The 15,473-nt window shown below is 64.0% G+C and carries 14 protein-coding genes; 12 read left to right on the top strand and 2 right to left on the bottom strand.

From position 1 onward, the window contains the following. Positions 1-46: 46 nt before the first annotated feature. From GTP41_RS11605 to GTP41_RS11565, 9 genes are all read left to right on the top strand, one after another. A complete protein-coding gene (locus tag GTP41_RS11605) occupies positions 47-859 on the top strand; it encodes an endonuclease/exonuclease/phosphatase family protein (protein ID WP_161025743.1) in 813 nt (270 codons plus the stop codon). Between the two features lie 3 nt (positions 860-862). Continuing rightward, positions 863-2,026, top strand: coding sequence for a cardiolipin synthase ClsB (gene clsB, locus GTP41_RS11600; protein ID WP_161025742.1), 1,164 nt, complete (start codon positions 863-865; stop codon positions 2,024-2,026). Continuing rightward, on the top strand, positions 2,023-2,409 hold the full coding sequence (locus GTP41_RS11595) for an RNA-binding S4 domain-containing protein (RefSeq protein WP_161025741.1): 387 nt from the start codon (positions 2,023-2,025) through the stop codon (positions 2,407-2,409). The genes clsB and GTP41_RS11595 overlap by 4 nt, the downstream gene beginning before the upstream one ends. A 209-nt stretch (positions 2,410-2,618) precedes the next feature. After that, on the top strand, positions 2,619-3,209 hold the full coding sequence (locus tag GTP41_RS11590) for a TetR/AcrR family transcriptional regulator (RefSeq protein ID WP_161025740.1): 591 nt from the start codon (positions 2,619-2,621) through the stop codon (positions 3,207-3,209). Between the two features lie 57 nt (positions 3,210-3,266). Next, entirely contained in the window at positions 3,267-5,057 is a 1,791-nt protein-coding gene (locus GTP41_RS11585; protein ID WP_161025739.1) for an acyl-CoA dehydrogenase C-terminal domain-containing protein, read from the top strand. A 13-nt stretch (positions 5,058-5,070) separates the two neighbouring features. Further along, entirely contained in the window at positions 5,071-7,467 is a 2,397-nt protein-coding gene (locus GTP41_RS11580) for a 3-hydroxyacyl-CoA dehydrogenase/enoyl-CoA hydratase family protein (protein ID WP_161025738.1), read from the top strand. Positions 7,468-7,473: 6 nt separating this feature from the next. Next, on the top strand, positions 7,474-7,971 hold the full coding sequence (locus GTP41_RS11575) for a PaaI family thioesterase (RefSeq protein WP_229502827.1): 498 nt from the start codon (positions 7,474-7,476) through the stop codon (positions 7,969-7,971). A 26-nt stretch (positions 7,972-7,997) separates the two neighbouring features. Then, on the top strand, positions 7,998-9,194 hold the full coding sequence (locus GTP41_RS11570; RefSeq protein ID WP_161025737.1) for an acetyl-CoA C-acyltransferase: 1,197 nt from the start codon (positions 7,998-8,000) through the stop codon (positions 9,192-9,194). A 69-nt stretch (positions 9,195-9,263) separates the two neighbouring features. Beyond that, complete coding sequence (locus GTP41_RS11565) at positions 9,264-10,040, top strand: enoyl-CoA hydratase (RefSeq protein ID WP_161025736.1); 777 nt, start codon at positions 9,264-9,266, stop codon at positions 10,038-10,040. A gap of 21 nt (positions 10,041-10,061) precedes the next feature. Here the strand turns inward: GTP41_RS11565 and GTP41_RS11560 are convergent, their stop codons facing one another. Both GTP41_RS11560 and GTP41_RS11555 read right to left on the bottom strand, forming a co-directional pair. Next, a complete protein-coding gene (locus GTP41_RS11560) occupies positions 10,062-10,661 on the bottom strand; it encodes a hypothetical protein (protein WP_161025735.1) in 600 nt (199 codons plus the stop codon). An 11-nt stretch (positions 10,662-10,672) separates the two neighbouring features. Then, complete coding sequence (locus GTP41_RS11555) at positions 10,673-11,785, bottom strand: hypothetical protein (protein WP_161025734.1); 1,113 nt, start codon at positions 11,783-11,785, stop codon at positions 10,673-10,675. Positions 11,786-11,914: 129 nt separating this feature from the next. Here GTP41_RS11555 and GTP41_RS11550 point away from each other — a divergent pair, with 129 nt between their 5' ends. From GTP41_RS11550 to GTP41_RS11540, 3 genes are all read left to right on the top strand, one after another. Beyond that, entirely contained in the window at positions 11,915-12,367 is a 453-nt protein-coding gene (locus GTP41_RS11550; RefSeq protein WP_161025733.1) for a hypothetical protein, read from the top strand. Then, positions 12,334-13,239: a DUF2145 domain-containing protein gene (locus GTP41_RS11545; RefSeq protein WP_161025732.1), complete on the top strand. Its 906-nt coding sequence runs from the start codon at positions 12,334-12,336 to the stop codon at positions 13,237-13,239. Before GTP41_RS11550 ends, GTP41_RS11545 begins: the two co-directional genes overlap by 34 nt. Positions 13,240-13,321: 82 nt before the next feature. Further along, positions 13,322-15,427: a putative bifunctional diguanylate cyclase/phosphodiesterase gene (locus GTP41_RS11540; RefSeq protein WP_161025731.1), complete on the top strand. Its 2,106-nt coding sequence runs from the start codon at positions 13,322-13,324 to the stop codon at positions 15,425-15,427. Positions 15,428-15,473 lie beyond the last annotated feature (46 nt).

Raw genomic sequence — 15,473 nt, 5'->3', positions numbered from 1 at the left:
ACTTTTGACTGGCAGCAAGCGGGGCTGTTGGGGTTAGAATAAACCCATGAAAATCCGCGTTGCCACCTACAACATCCACAAGGGCGTGTCGTACCGCAGCCAACCGCGGGTGCACGCCTTGCGCCAGGCCATCGAGGCCTTCCATGCCGACCTGATTTTCCTGCAGGAAGTACAGGGCCAGCACGACCGGATCGAGGCGCGCTACGGCGAGGAGCACCACGGCCACCGCCACTGGCCCAAAAAAGCCCAGCATGAGTTTTTCGCCGGCGAGTCGCACCAGTCGGTGTACGGGCTGAACGCCCAGTACGACCACGGCCACCACGGCAACGCGCTGCTTAGCAAATACCCGATTGCGCGCTGGACCAATACCGATATTTCCGATCACGCCTACGAATCGCGCGGCATCCTGCATTCGGTGGTCGAATCCGAGGGACGGCTGGTGCATTGCTACGTGATCCACCTTGGCCTGTTCGAGCGCAGCCGCGTGCGCCAGGTCGACTTGCTGGTGGAAGCGGTGCGCAGTTCCGCGCCGGACGGCGAACCGGTGATTATCGCCGGCGACTTCAACGACTGGCGCAACACCCTCACCGCCAAGCTGCAAAGCGCGCTCAATGTGCGCGAAGTGTTCGACGAGATCGAGCACGGCCACCCGGTGGGCGACCTGGTGCGGACCCTGGCGCGGCGCAAGGCGGCCCAACGCCCGGCCCGCACCTTCCCGGCCGCCTTGCCCTTCTTCAGGTTGGACCGCATCTATGTGCGGGGCTTCGAGGTGGAATCCGCGGAAGTCCTGCACGGCCCCTTGTGGGCCAAGCTGTCGGATCACGCGCCCATCGTGGCGAACCTGAAACTGGTTTCCTGACACATGCGCCACGTCGATTTCCTGGCCGATAACGAAGTTAAACTCCTGCACTGCGGCACCGATTACTTCCCCGCCCTGGTCGAGGCCATCGAGGCCGCCCAGTACGAGGTGTACTTCGAGACCTACATCTTTGCCGAGGACGAGACGGGCAGACGCGTGCTGTCGGCCCTGAAAGGCGCCGCCCAGCGCGGCGTGGTGGTGCGCATGATTACCGACTGGTTCGGCACCGGCCACAAGCCCGCCAACCGCCTGCAGGCGGAAGTGACGGCCGCCGGCGTTGAGCACCGCATCTTCAACCCCTGGTTCCGGCGCGGCGTCACGCGCACCCACCGCAAGATCTGCGTGGTGGACGGCCAGGTGGCGCTGGTGGGCGGCATCAATATCAACGACGACATGTTCACCGACTACGACCACAGCATCGCCCTGGCCGCTCCGCGCTGGGACTTTGCCGTGGCGGTGCGCGGGCCGCTGGTGGAATCCATCCACAGCGAAGCCGAGACGCAATGGAAGCGCCTGGGCCACATGACCATCGTCAAGCGCCTGACCCTGTTCAACGAAGTGCGCAAGCTGAACAAGATCGCGCGCCAGAGCACCATGCAGGCCGGGTTCGTGGTGCGCGACAACCTGCGCAACCGGCGCACCATCCAGCGCGCCTACCTGCAAGCGCTGGGACGGGCCAGGAAAAGCGTGCTGCTGGCGAACCCGTACTTCGCCCCCGGCCGCAAATTCCGCCACGCCCTGGCCGCCACCGCCCAGCGTGGCGTGGAAGTGGTGCTGCTGATCGGCGTGGGTGAAATCTGGCTGCAGGACGCGGTCGCCCACTCCTTCTACCCCAAGCTGCTGGAAGCGGGCGTCAAGGTGGTGGAATACCGCAAGACCCAGCTGCACGCCAAAGTGGCCGTGATCGACGACGACTGGGCCACGGTGGGCTCCTCCAATGTGGACGGGCTCAGCCTGTTCCTCAACCAGGAAGCCAATGTGGTGATCAAGGACGCCGCGTTTGCCCGCTCCCTGCGCCAGCATATAGAGGACGCCATCGCCGACGGCGTGGTGATCCACCCGCAAGATTTCGAACACATCGGACGCTTCCGCCGGTTCGGCTATGAAGTCGCGTACATCGTGTACCGCACGCTGATGCGCATATTTGCAGTAGGAAAGTACACATGAGTAATTCAGACGTCAGGATCGACAAATGGCTTTGGGCCGCGCGCTTTTTCAAGACGCGCCAGCTGGCCATCGACGCCATCGACAAGGGCAAGGTCAAGCTCACGAACGGCGAGCGCATCAAACCCTCGCGCAACGCCAAGCTGGGCGAGCGGCTGCACATTGATAACGGCGCCGACGAATGGGATGTACTGATTGTCGGCATTTCCGGCAAACGCGAAGGTGCCCCCATCGCCCGGTTGTTATATGAAGAAAGCGCAGAATCGCTGGCGCGCCGCGCCGCCCTGATCGAGCGCAAAAAACTCTTCCCCGAACCCTTCGCCGACGCCAAAGGCCGTCCCACCAAGCGCGACCGCCGCCAATGGGAGCGCGCCACGGACGCGTGAGGAAAAACCGGTTCGATTTGCTGCAACGCAACAATAGAGGTGCGCTTCTAGTTGTGTCGTTTGACTTTCCACAGGTAGTGGATAATAGTACGAACGTTCGCAAATCTTTTCACCTGCGGCCGATCTGTTAGAGGGAGAATAAGGTTTTTCCTTCTTTCTGGGTGGGTTCAAAAGTGAGTGGCATTCTTGTAAATACACCAACGAAATTCATGCGCAAAGGCGAAATGACCCGTGCGGCCATCCTGGATGTGGCCCTCGACCTGGCAAGCCGTGACGGCCTGGAAGGCCTCACCATCGGTTTGCTCGCCGATAAGATGAACATGAGCAAGTCGGGTGTGTTCGCGCATTTTGGCTCGCGGGAAGATTTGCAGATTGAAGTCCTGAAGCTGTATCACCATCGGTTCGAGCAGGAAGTGTTTTACCCGGCGATGAAGGAGGCCCGTGGCCTGCCGCGCCTGCGCGCCATGTTTGCCAATTGGGTCAAGCGTGTCAGCGTTGAAATTGCTTCGGGTTGCATCTATATCAGTGGCGCCGTCGAGTATGACGATCGTCCGGGCCCGATCCGCGAGGAGTTGCTGGCAATGGTGGGCGCGTGGCAGGCAGCGTTGCTGCGTTGCGTGCGCCAGGCCATCGACAACGGCGACTTGCGGGCCGATACCGATGCTTCCCAGCTGGTGTACGAGATGTATGGCCTGATCCTGGCCCTGCACCATGAGGCGCGTTTCATGCGCACTCCGGGCAGCGTGGACCGGGCCGGCGTGGGCTTCAACCGATTGATCGAAAACTATCAACCATCATAAGGCTGCGCTTAGTCGCCGCCGAGACACAAACAACCTTTTAGCCATCTGGAGAAAACAATGGGTCAATACGTCGCGCCAATCCGTGATATGCAATTCGTGCTGCACGAGCTGCTGAAAGTGGAAGAAAAGCTGAAAGAGCTGCCAATCCACGCTGAAACCGACGCGGACATCATCAACCAGGTGCTGGAAGAGGGCGCCAAGTTCACGTCCGAAGTGCTGTTCCCGCTGAACCACTCGGGCGACCGCGAAGGCTGCCACCACGACGCCGCTGCCAAGACCGTGACCACCCCGAAGGGCTTCAAGGAAGCCTACCAGCAGTACGTGGAAGGCGGCTGGGCTGCGCTGGCCTGCGATCCTGAATACGGCGGCCAGGGCCTGCCTATCGTGCTGAACAACTCGTTCTACGAGATGCTGAACTCGGCCAACCAGGCCTGGACCATGTACCCGGGCCTGTCGCACGGCGCCTACGAGTGCCTGAAGGAACACGGCACCGACGAACAAAAACGCCTGTACCTGCCGAAACTGGTGTCCGGCGAGTGGACCGGCACCATGTGCCTGACCGAACCGCACTGCGGCACCGACCTGGGCATGCTGCGCTCGAAAGCCACCCCGAACGCCGACGGTTCGTGGGACATCACCGGCGCCAAGATCTTCATCTCGGCCGGCGAACACGATATGGCCGAAAACATCCTGCACCTGGTGCTGGCCCGCGTGCCGGACGCGCCGGAAGGCTCGAAAGGCATCTCGCTGTTCCTGGTGCCGAAGTTCATCCCTAACGCGGACGGTTCGATCGGCGAACGCAACCCGATCTTCTGCGGCGCGATCGAAGAAAAAATGGGCATCCACGGCAACTCGACCTGCCAGATGAACCTGGACGGCGCCAAGGGCTGGATCATCGGCCAGCCGAACAAGGGCCTGAACGCGATGTTCGTGTTCATGAACGCCGCCCGCCTGGGCGTGGGCGTGCAGTCCCTGGGCCTGACCGAAGTGGCTTACCAGAACGCGCTGGTGTACGCGAAAGACCGCCTGCAAATGCGCTCGCTGTCCGGCGTGAAGAACCCGGAAGGCCCGGCCGACCCGATCATCGTGCACCCGGACGTGCGCCGCATGCTGCTGACCGGTAAAGCCTACGCGGAAGGCGCGCGCGCTTTCGCTTCCTACGTGGCGCTGCAGATCGACCGCGAACTGCACCACCCTGACGAAGAAGTGCGCAAGGAAGCCGGCGACGAAGTGGCCCTGCTGACCCCGATCATCAAGGCCTTCATCACCGACAACGCATGGATCGCCACCTCCGACGCGATGCAGGTGTACGGCGGCCACGGCTACATCTCCGAGTGGGGCATGGAGCAGTACGTGCGCGACGCGCGCATCAACCTGATTTACGAAGGCACCAACACCGTGCAGTCGCTGGACCTGCTGGGCCGCAAGATCCTGATGGACAACGGCGCCAAGCTGCGCAAGTTCGGCGAGAAAGTGCGCGCCTTCGTGGAAGAAAACGGCACCGACGAGGCGATGTCCGAGTTCATCACCCCGCTGGGCGACCTGGGCGAAAAACTGACCAAGCTGACCATGGAAATCGGCATGAAGGCCTTCCAGAACCAGGACGAAGTCGGCGCCGCCGCCGTGCCTTACCTGCGCGTCGCCGGTCACCTGGTGTACTCGTACTTCTTCGCACAGATGGCGAAAATCGCCCTGGAAAAAGAAGCGTCGGGCGACAAGTTCTACACCTCGAAACTGGCCACCATCCGCTTCTACTTCGGCCGCCTGTACCCAGAAACCGCAACCCTGATCCGCCAGGCTCGTTCCGGCGCCGCCAACCTGATGGCCCTGGATGCCGACCTGTTCTAATTAAAGGAATAACATGAGCAACTTCAACGTGAAAAAAGTAGCGGTGCTGGGCGCCGGCGTGATGGGCGCGCAGATCGCGGCCCACTGCGTCAACGCCAAAGTTCCAGTGGTCCTGTTTGACCTGCCTGCCAAAGAAGGCAACAAGAACGGTATCGGCATCAAGGCCATCGAAGGCCTGAAGAAGCTGTCCCCTGCGCCGTTCGGCGACAAGGCCGACGCGGAACTGGTGCAGATCGCCAACTACGAAGACAACCTGGACCTGCTGGCCGGCTGCGACCTGATCATCGAAGCGATCGCCGAGCGCATGGACTGGAAGCATGACCTGTACAAGAAGGTCGCTCCGCACATCGCCCCGAACGCGATCTTCGCCTCCAACACCTCCGGCCTGTCGATCAACAAGCTGGCCGAAGGCTTCGACGCCGACCTGAAGGCGCGCTTCTGCGGCGTGCACTTCTTCAACCCACCGCGCTACATGCACCTGGTGGAACTGATCCCGACCACCGACACCAAGCCGGAAATCCTGGACCAGCTGGAAACCTTCATGACCTCGACCCTGGGCAAGGGCGTGGTACGTGCCAAGGACACCCCGAACTTCATCGCTAACCGCGTTGGCGTGTTCGGCATCCTGGCCATCATTCACGAAGCCGAGAAGTTCGGCCTGTCCGTCGACGTGGTGGACGACCTGACCGGCGCCAAGCTGGGCCGCGCCAAGTCCGGTACCTTCCGTACCGCCGACGTGGTGGGCCTGGACACCATGGGCCACGTGATCAAGACCATGGAAGACAACCTGCCGAACGATCCGTTCGCATCCCTGTACAAGACTCCCGCCGTGCTGTCCGGCCTGGTCGCCAAGGGCGCCCTGGGTCAGAAATCCGGCGCTGGCTTCTACAAGAAAGTCGGCAAGGACATCCTGCGCCTGGACGCAGCGACCGGCGAATACGTTGCCGGCGGCAAGAAGGCAGACGACATCATCGCCCGCATCCTGAAAGAAAAGGATCCGGTCAAGAAGATGAAGGCGCTGCGCGAATCGACCAACCCGCAAGGCCAGTTCCTGTGGGCGATCTTCCGCGACGCTTTCCACTACATCGCAATCCACCTGGACACCATCGCCGACAACGCGCGCGACATCGACTTCGCCATGCGTTGGGGCTTCGGCTGGAACGTCGGCCCGTTCGAAACCTGGCAAGCTGCCGGCTGGTCGCAAGTGGCCCAGTGGGTCAAGCAGGATATCGAAGAAGGCAAGGCGCTGTGCAACGCACCGCTGCCGGCATGGGTCTTCGAAGGCAAAGTGGGCGAGCAGGGCGTGCATACCGCTGAAGGCTCGTTCTCGCCGGCGACCAAGTCCTACACCCCGCGTTCCGAACTGGCCGTGTACAAGCGCCAGGAATTCCGCGCTCCGGTGGTGGGCGGCGGCGGCGCCGATCCTAAGACTGCCGGCGTGACCGTGCACGAAGACGAAACCGTGCGCCTGTGGCACACCGGCGACGACGTGCTGATCCTGTCCCTGAAGACCAAGATGCACGTGATCGGCAAAGGCGTGATCGCCGGCATCCAGCGCGGCCTGGCCGAAGCTGAGAAGAACTTCAAAGGCCTGGTGATCTGGAACACCGACGCAGCCGAAGGCGGCGCCTTCTCGGCCGGCGCCGACCTGCAGGAAGCCCTGCCAGCCTTCATGGCCGGCGGCGCGAAAGCAGTCGACCCGATCATCAAGGAACTGCAAGACACCTTCATGGCGATGAAGTATTCCAACGTGCCAGTGGTGGCGGCGGTTGCCGGCATCGCCCTGGGCGGCGGCTGCGAAATGATGCTGCACGCGTCCAAGCGCGTGGCGGCCCTGGAATCGTACATCGGCCTGGTGGAAGTGGGCGTGGGCCTGATCCCTGGCGGCGGCGGCCTGAAAGAAGCGGCGGTCCGTGCGGCGCGCGAAGCCAAAGGCAACGACATCCTGCAATTCCTGAAGACCGGCTTCACCAACGCCGCCACCGCGAACGTTTCGAAGTCCGCGCTGGAAGCGAAGGCCATGGGTTACCTGAAGGAAGACGACATCATCGTGTTCAACGCCTACGAGCTGCTGCACGTGGCGAAAACCACCGCCCGTGCGATGGCTGACGCAGGCTACCGCGCGCCGATCCAGCGCCCGGTGCCGGTGACCGGCCGCTACGGCTGGGGCACCATCCGCGGCCAGCTGGTCAACATGCGCGACGGCGGCTTCATCTCCGCCCACGACTACAAGCTGGGCGACATGATCGCCGAGATCGTGTCCGGTGGCGACATCGACCAGGGCAGCGTGGTGAGCGAGCAGTGGCTGCTGGATATGGAACGCAAGGCCTTCCTGGAATTGCTGAACCATCCTAAGTCGCAAGAGCGCATCATGGGCATGCTGCAGACTGGTAAGCCGGTCCGCAACTAAGAGCAAATGTCCATCCTGTCGCTGGCCTTCAAAATCCTGTTGCGAGTGAAACCAAGCATGGTCTATGAGCAAATCAAGAAGCACATGACGGAGTCGCTGCCGTTCGTGCGCCTGCTCGGCATCCGCATCGACAGCATCGGCCCGGGAACGGCCGAAGTGTCGATGCCGGACGACGGCAAGCTGCACAACCACCTCGGCACGCCGCATGCAGGTGCGATCTTCACGCTGGCGGAAACGGCGTCCGGCGCGGCCATGGCGGGCGGCTTTGCCGACCTGATCATGGACATGCGCCCGGTCGCCAAAGAGTCGCGCATCCAGTACCAGAAAGTGGCCAAGGGCGCGACGCGCGCCTCCGGCAAGGTACCGGGCGACCTGGCCGCGCTGAAAGCGCAGCTGAAGGATGAAGGAAAAGTAGCGTTCCCGGTTAACGTCGACATCTTCGACGAACACGGCACGCTGGCAGCACAAGTACAGGTGGACTGGTACCTCTCCGCCAAACGCTAACGAACACAGATACTGGAAAGCTTAAAATGAGCAAACAACTCCAAGACGCATACATCGTCGCCGCCACCCGCACCCCGATCGGCAAAGCGCCGCGCGGCATGTTCAGCAAGACCCGCCCGGACGACCTGCTGGTCGCCGCGCTGCGCGGCGCCATGGCTGCCGTGCCTAACCTGGACCCGGCCCTGATCGTCGACGCGATCATCGGCTGCTCCTTCCCGGAAGCGGAACAAGGCTTCAACATCGCCCGTAACTCCGTGGTGCTGGCAGGCCTGCCGAACACCGTGGGCGGCGTGACCGTCAACCGCTACTGCGCATCGGGCATCACCGCCCTGGCCATGGCTGCGGACCGCATCCGCGTGGGCGAAGCCGACGTGATGATCGCCGGCGGTATCGAATCGATGTCGATGGTGCCGATGATGGGCCACCACCCATCGATCAACATGGACACCTTCAAGGACGAAAACGTGGGCCTGGCCTACGGCATGGGCCTGACCGCCGAGAAAGTGGCGCAGCAGTGGAAAGTGTCGCGCGAAGACCAGGACGCCTTCGGCCTGGAATCGCACCGCAAGGCGATCGCCGCCCAGCAAGCCGGCTTCTTCAAGGACGAGATCACCCCGGTCGAGATCATCACCCGCACCCCTGACCTGCGCACCGGCGAGATCAAGGTTGGCAAGCGCACCGTGGACATGGACGAAGGCGCGCGCGCCGACGCCTCCCTGGAAGGCATGGCCAAGCTGAAGCCCGTGTTCGCCGCCAAGGGCACCGTGACCGCCGCGACCTCCTCGCAGATGTCCGACGGCGCCGGCGCGCTGATCGTGGTGTCCGAGAAGATCCTGAAAGAACACAACCTGACCCCGCTGGCCAAGTTCTCCTCGTTCGCCGTACGCGGCGTGCCGCCGGAGATCATGGGCATTGGTCCTAAGGTCGCCATCCCAGCAGCGCTGGCCGCGGCCGGCATCACCCAGGACCAGCTGGACTGGATCGAACTGAACGAAGCGTTCGCCGCCCAGGCCCTGGCCGTGATCCGCGACCTGAACCTGGACACCAGCAAAGTGAACCCGATGGGCGGTGCCATCGCCCTGGGCCACCCGCTGGGCGCCACCGGCGCGATCCGCGCGGCGACCGTGGTGCACGCACTGCGCCGCAACCAGCTGAAGTACGGCATGGTCACCATGTGCGTCGGCGCCGGCATGGGCGCGGCAGGCATCATCGAGCGCGTATAATCCGCGCCACGACAGAGTAAGCAAGGCGGGTCACAGGCCCGCCTTTTTCACATTTGGAGACAACGCAGAATGGCAATCCAGACCAGCAAAGCCAACGGCATCCTGACCATTGAGTTCGACCGCGTGGAGCGCAAGAACGCCATCACCTCCGCCATGTACCAGACCATGGCCGACACCATCAACGCCGCCGAAAGCGACACCGAAGTACGCGCCATCCTGTTCACCGGCAAGCCAGAGATTTTCACCGCCGGCAACGACCTGCTCGACTTCGCCATGACCACCGCCGCCAATGACGGCGTAGCGTTCACCGACCGTCCCGTGATCCAGTTCATGCAAGCGCTGTTCAACAGCACCAAGCCCGTGGTCGCCGCCGTGAACGGCGCCGCCATCGGCATCGGCACCACCATGCTGATGCACTGCGACCTGGTGTACGCCGCCGACAACGCCAAGTTCTCGGTGCCGTTCGCGGCCCTGGGCCTGTGCCCGGAATTCGGCTCCAGCATGCTGCTGCCGGCTTTCGGCGGCCACGCCCGCGCCGCCGAAAAGCTGATGCTCGGCGAAGCCTTCAGCGCACAGGAAGCCTACGATATGGGTTTGATTTCCAAGCTGCTGCCGGCCGACCAGGTGCTGGCGCACGCCCAGGCGCAAGCGGCCAAGCTGGTGGCCCTGCCGGCAGAATCGATCCGCCAGACCAAGCGCCTGATGAAAGCCGGCCGCGAAGCGCTGAAAGCGCACATCGACGTGGAAAGCGCCCAGTTCGGCGCCATGCTGACCGGTCCGGAAGCGAAAGAGGCCTTCACCGCCTTCTTCGAAAAGCGCAAGCCCGACTTTACAAAGTTCGCTTAAGGCGCCCGGCAAAGGGGCGCGTCAGGCCTCGGGCAGCACAATCGCCTGCAGGCCGCTGCGCCCCTGCCCCAGGAACAGCGGCAGCACGCTTTCGTGGCACACCAGCGGCGGCGAGTAGCAGCCGCCCATCACAAACAGCAGCCGCTCGTTGAGGGGCGTGCGCGCCATCAGCTGCTGGTCCAGGATGAAGGTGTAGACGGCGGCTTCTTCCTCGTCGTCTTCGCTTTCGTGGTCGGACAGCTCACGGTCCCAGCAATCGAACTTTTCGCTGAAGCCAAGGTACCAGTAATCGTCGTGCAGCGATTTATCGTCGTGCACGTACCAGGCCGGATGCGCGTGCAGGCGGCTGACGCCGCGTTCCAGCAGGCTGTCGCGAATCGGCTTGCGCACCAGCAGGTTCTTCCCGTCGAACATGACCGCGCGCGGCTCAGGCAGGGCGGCGATGCCTTGCTGGCGGTTGTCCCGCCGTGCACCGTTAAAGAAGGCCAGCGGCGGCGAGTCCGGCGCACAGGGCACCTTGCGGTAATCGCGTTCCCGCGTTTCATGAAAGCCTTCCAGGCGCGTTGGCACGTCGCTGTCTTCCCGTTTGAGGATGTAGTACTCGCGGTCGATGCTGCTCATCGTCTCTTCCTTCACTCGTAATTCACGGTGCCAACGGTTAGCAATGGCGTGCTGTGTTCCGTGCTGCCGCATTCGCGGCACGATTTGTCCGCGCGGATGGCGGCCATGCGCGCGGCCAGGGTGCTGCGCGCCGGGCGCGGCAAATCCAGTTCGTCGGCGCGGCCGTCGGCCAGCAGGGCGCCGATTTCATGCACCTCGTTCGCTGCGCGCCGGAACTGCAGCAGCAGGGTGGTGAGGTCGGCGATCGCCTGGTCGGGCGGCTGGAATTCTTCTTCGTCGCCGAGGCAGCATTCCAGGCGTTGTTGCAGCTCGCTGGCGGCGTCGGCGGCGCTGCTGCCGGTATCGAGCAAGAGCAGCGGCAGCAGCAGGCGCAGTTCCAGCATCAGGGTGCTGCCGCCGGTGCCGGCGATGTAGGCGTAGACCGAAGGCGGGATGGCGTCGAACGCCAGTTCCATATAGGCCAGCCAGGTCAGCATGCTGTCCTGCTCGTTCAGCAATTCCTCGATGATGTGCTGGTGCTGCGTGTCGCGCAGGCCGGCCGCCAGGTCGGGCCACAGGGCGGACAGCACGCGTTCCCGGAAATGCGCAATGGCCGCGCGGTCGCCGCTGGCGAGCAGGGTGGGCAGGGCGAGGATGGCGGCGCGCTGTTCCTGCAGCGCGGCGGAATAGGTTTCGTGTTTGCCGAAGGCGCCATGGATAAAGCTGTGCTGCACTGCGCCGCGATGGCGGCCAGGCAGCAGCTTGATGCCGGTCACGGATGGCATGCCGGACAGCGGCTCCTTCCACCAGCACCATTCGCCGGGCTGTGCCGATTGCGCGGTCTGGCTCGTCCCGCCGCGCTGCGCCAGCGTCTCCGCCACGTCTTGCCAGAAGCCGCCCTCGAATACGCTGCGGCGGAAGCGCAGCCACTTGGTCGGCGGCGGATTCCAGCCTTGCTCGGCCGCGACCTGGTAGGCGATCGCGCCGTCGTCCTGCCATAACTCGCGGAACAGCTGCAGCGACTCCCCCAACTGCAGGAAGGCGCTATGCAGGCGCAAGATGAACAGGCCGCGCTGCTCCTCGAGCTCGTGGGCGAGCTCCTTGCTGAGCAATTCAACGGCGACGGGGGATGCCGGGTTCTTCATTGGTACCTACATTAGCAAAAAGCAAAGATAATATTGTGTCACTATTTGTAAATTCGTGCAGTACATTTAAATACAGCTACACCATCCGTTAAAATCCCAAAATGTTCAACCGCATTCACGGGATTCCCGATGTTTAAACCCCTCCTGTGCCAGTTCGCTGGTTTCACCCTCCTCGCCGCCGTGGCGGCCATGCCCGTGCATGCGGATAGCTTTACGTCGTCGGCCTCGAGCGCCGGTTCGGCCTCGTCGGGCAGCGTGTCCGATTCGATCAGCGGTTCCAGCAAAAGCTCCAGCGGTGACGATAAGAAAGTTGCGGCAGGCCAATACCGCGTGATGGACGTGGCGCAGGCGCCGGGCAAGCCGGGCGCGACCCGCCTCACCCTGCGTAGCGACGAGGGCCAGCAATTCTTCCTCGACCTGCCGCAGGCGGCCCTGGCCGAGCGCGCGCTGCCGGCCGGCGCGCTGGTGCAGGTGAGCGAGCGTCCCTATGGCTATGAGTTTGCCCACGCGGACACCCGCCAGGCCTTCTTCCTGGCGCTGCACGACGCATGGCAACGCGAACTGCGCTCGCACGCTATCTAAGCGCGGCCTGGCTGGCGCTGGCCGCCGGCACCAGCAGCGGCGCCCAGGCGGGCGGCATGATGTTCTGCGACCGCCCGGCCAAGGTCTCGGCCACCGAGCAGGACCGCGCCTTGCGCTTTGCCGCCGTGGTGAAGGATGAGCTGGAGCGCTCCGGCGCCACGGCCGCCGTGGTGGCGCGCGCCGGGCTGGACCTGGCGCGCTTCGGCCTGCGTTACTCGCATGCCGGCGTCGCCCTGAAATCCAATCCCAACAGCCCGTGGTCGGTGCGCCAGCTGTACTATGCCTGCGACGACAAGCGCCCACGCATCTTCGACCAGGGCCTGGCCGGCTTTGTGCTGGGCGCGGAAGCGGCGGCGCAGGGCCACCTGTCGCTGGTGCTGTTGCCGGCCGAGCAGGATGCCGCCCTGGCCCGGTCCGCGCTGGACGAGCGCACGCCGCTGGCGCTGCTGGCCGGCGAGTACAGCGCCAACGCCTACGCCTACAGCACGCGCTACCAGAACTGCAACCAGTGGCTGGTGGAGCTGCTGGCCAGCGCCTGGGGCGGCGCCGCCGAGCGCACGGCGGCCCAGGCCTGGCTGCGCGCACGCGGTTATGAGGCGGAGCCGGTCAACGTCGGGCGCCTGCTGGTGATCGCGGCGCACTTTGTGCCGCTGGTGCATGTCGCCGACCATCCCGACGAGGATTTGCGCGCGCAGACCATGCGCGTTTCCATGCCGGACGCGATCGAGCAGTTCCTGCGGCGCCAGGCGCCCCAGGCGCGCCGCCTTGAGCTGTGCTACAACAACAGCCATATCGTGATCCGGCGCGGCTGGCAGCCGATGGGGCCGGGGTGTGCGGCGCGCGAGGGCGACGAGCTCGTCGTTTTTCAGTGAAACTATCAAATGCTAAGTTATCTTGTATGATGACTTTCGTCTAGAATAAGGTCATTGCAAAAATGTAAGGGCAGAGGACTTTATGGATGGACCCGTTGCGGCGCTCTACCTGATCTCCGTCGGAGCGCTGGCAATGTGTGCTTTCCAGGCGGCGCTGCTGGCGCGCAGCAGTTCCTACGTGCGCGCTTGCTGGACCTTTGCCCTGATCTGCCTGACCTTTGCCCTGTTCCAGTTTGCGAACGTGCGGCAGCAACTGGCGCCGGACCTGGCGTCGGCCATTGCGGCCCACAAGTGGGTCAACTTCTTCTCCCTGATGCTGGTGCCGCAGATCTGGTACCTGATCGCCTCGCTCGATGAGCGCCAAGGCGCGTTCCGCGCCACCTATTGCGTTGCCGCCGCAGCCGCCTGGCTGGCGGCGCAGAATTTTATTGCGCCTTACGGCTACCGCTTTGCGCAGCTGGCAGTGGATGCGCCGGCCACGCTGCCCTGGGGCGAGCGCGCTTTCCTGCTGGCCGGCGAGACCACGTATGCCTATGGCCTGAACCGCCTGCTGGCGCTGGGCGCCATGCTGTATGCGGCGCTTTTTTGCGTGCGGGCGCGCCGGCAGCGGGCGCGCTTCTCCAATGGGCTGGTGTGGCTGTCGGTGGTGCTGATCGTGGTGAGCACCAGCCTTGCCCCTTACAGCGACAAGGGCGCGCTGAAGTTGCCTTACCTGAGCGGCTTCGGCTTCCTGTTCCTGGCGGCGTCCTACCTGTTGCTGGTGCGGCGCGAGGCGACCCAGCGCTTGACGGAAAAGATCCGCATCAGCGCCGCGCTGGAGCGGGAGATGGAGAGCCACAAGCTGGCAAGCCAACGTTTTGAATACGCGCTGGCGAATGATGCGCTGACGGGCTTGCCGAACCGCGCCGGTGCGCTGGACCGGCTGCGCGCCATGTTCCTGGCCAGCGAATCAAGCCTGACGCGGATGGCCGTGCTGCTGCTCGACCTGGACCGGCTGGCGATCATCAACGGCACGCGCGGCTACGAGGTCGGTAACCAGCTGTTGGTGGAAGTGGCGCATCGCCTGCGTACGGTCAAAAGAAAAAATGGCCTGGTGGCGCGCCTGGGCAGCGCGCGTTTTGTGGTCGGCATTGCGGGCCACAAGACCTGCGCGGCGCTGGAGCGCGAAGTGGAGGCGGTGATGGCGGCGGTAAAGCCGCCATTTTCCATTTCCGGCGCGGTGTTGAATATGAGCTTTAGCGCGGGCGTGGCGATTTATCCGGACCACGCATCGTCGGCGGAGGACTTGCTGGCGTCGGCGGGCCTGGCGCTGCACCAGGCGCGCGATGCGGGGCCGGGCAATCTGCGCGTGTTCAAGCCTTCGCTGCAGCAGTCCTTGAGTGAGCGTATCGGTTTGGAGAACGCGCTGAAGGAGGCGCTGGAGAAGGAGCAGTTCTTCCTGCATTACCAGCCGCAGGTGCGCGCGGCGGATGAGCGCGTGGTGTGTCTGGAGGCGCTGATCCGCTGGCAGCATCCGTCGCTCGGGCTGGTGATGCCGGACCGCTTTATCCCGCTGGCGGAAGCCACGGGCGCCATTGCCGCGATCGGCTCCTGGGTGATCGATGCCGCTTGCCGCCAGTTGGCGGAGTGGCGCGCCATGGGCTTTGCGGAGGTGCGCGTGGCGGTCAACCTGTCGGCGCAGCAGCTGCTCATGTCCGACCTGGGCGACACGGTGCAGCTGGCCTTGCAGCGTTCGGGCTTGCGCGGCGATGACCTGGAACTGGAGATTACGGAATCGGTGCTGATGCAGGACCCGCAGCGCTCCATCGAAAGGCTGGAGGCCTTGCGCGGGCTGGGCGTGCGCTTGTCGATCGACGATTTCGGCACCGGCTATTCTTCGCTCGGTTACCTGAAGCTGCTGCCGGTGCATGCCTTCAAGCTTGACCGCAGCTTTGTGCGCGATATCGGCAAGAGCGAGAAGGACCTGGAGATCTGCGCCACCGCCGTTGGCCTGGCGCGCAACCTGGGGCTGGAGATTGTGGCGGAAGGCGTGGAGGATGCGGTGCAGGCGGCGCAGCTGCGCCAGCTGGGCTGCCATCTGCTGCAGGGCTACTACTTCGCGCGCCCGCTGCCAGCCCACGCGGCCACGGCGATGCTGCTGGAAGACCGCAGCGGCGCGGCGGGCGTCGCGTCGCTGGAGGCGGGCTGACGTCGGGCGCGCTGCAGGGCTTCTGGGGATTCGCCAAGCATTTGGG

The sequence above is a fragment of the Pseudoduganella guangdongensis genome (genome assembly GCF_009857475.1).
Lineage (GTDB): Bacteria > Pseudomonadota > Gammaproteobacteria > Burkholderiales > Burkholderiaceae_D > Rugamonas > Rugamonas guangdongensis.
This window is presented reverse-complemented; position numbering and strand designations above follow the sequence as displayed.

Bases quoted from the DNA above. Each gene is read 5' to 3' on its own strand.
- GTP41_RS11605 (WP_161025743.1), top strand. From the start codon at position 47: ATGAAAATCCGCGTTGCCACCTACAACATCCACAAGGGCGTGTCGTAC.
- clsB (WP_161025742.1), top strand. From the start codon at position 863: ATGCGCCACGTCGATTTCCTGGCCGATAACGAAGTTAAACTCCTGCAC.
- GTP41_RS11595 (WP_161025741.1), top strand. From the start codon at position 2,023: ATGAGTAATTCAGACGTCAGGATCGACAAATGGCTTTGGGCCGCGCGC.
- GTP41_RS11590 (WP_161025740.1), top strand. From the start codon at position 2,619: ATGCGCAAAGGCGAAATGACCCGTGCGGCCATCCTGGATGTGGCCCTC.
- GTP41_RS11585 (WP_161025739.1), top strand. From the start codon at position 3,267: ATGGGTCAATACGTCGCGCCAATCCGTGATATGCAATTCGTGCTGCAC.
- GTP41_RS11580 (WP_161025738.1), top strand. From the start codon at position 5,071: ATGAGCAACTTCAACGTGAAAAAAGTAGCGGTGCTGGGCGCCGGCGTG.
- GTP41_RS11575 (WP_229502827.1), top strand. From the start codon at position 7,474: ATGTCCATCCTGTCGCTGGCCTTCAAAATCCTGTTGCGAGTGAAACCA.
- GTP41_RS11570 (WP_161025737.1), top strand. From the start codon at position 7,998: ATGAGCAAACAACTCCAAGACGCATACATCGTCGCCGCCACCCGCACC.
- GTP41_RS11565 (WP_161025736.1), top strand. From the start codon at position 9,264: ATGGCAATCCAGACCAGCAAAGCCAACGGCATCCTGACCATTGAGTTC.
- GTP41_RS11560 (WP_161025735.1), bottom strand. From the start codon at position 10,661: ATGAGCAGCATCGACCGCGAGTACTACATCCTCAAACGGGAAGACAGC.
- GTP41_RS11555 (WP_161025734.1), bottom strand. From the start codon at position 11,785: ATGAAGAACCCGGCATCCCCCGTCGCCGTTGAATTGCTCAGCAAGGAG.
- GTP41_RS11550 (WP_161025733.1), top strand. From the start codon at position 11,915: ATGTTTAAACCCCTCCTGTGCCAGTTCGCTGGTTTCACCCTCCTCGCC.
- GTP41_RS11545 (WP_161025732.1), top strand. From the start codon at position 12,334: ATGGCAACGCGAACTGCGCTCGCACGCTATCTAAGCGCGGCCTGGCTG.
- GTP41_RS11540 (WP_161025731.1), top strand. From the start codon at position 13,322: ATGGATGGACCCGTTGCGGCGCTCTACCTGATCTCCGTCGGAGCGCTG.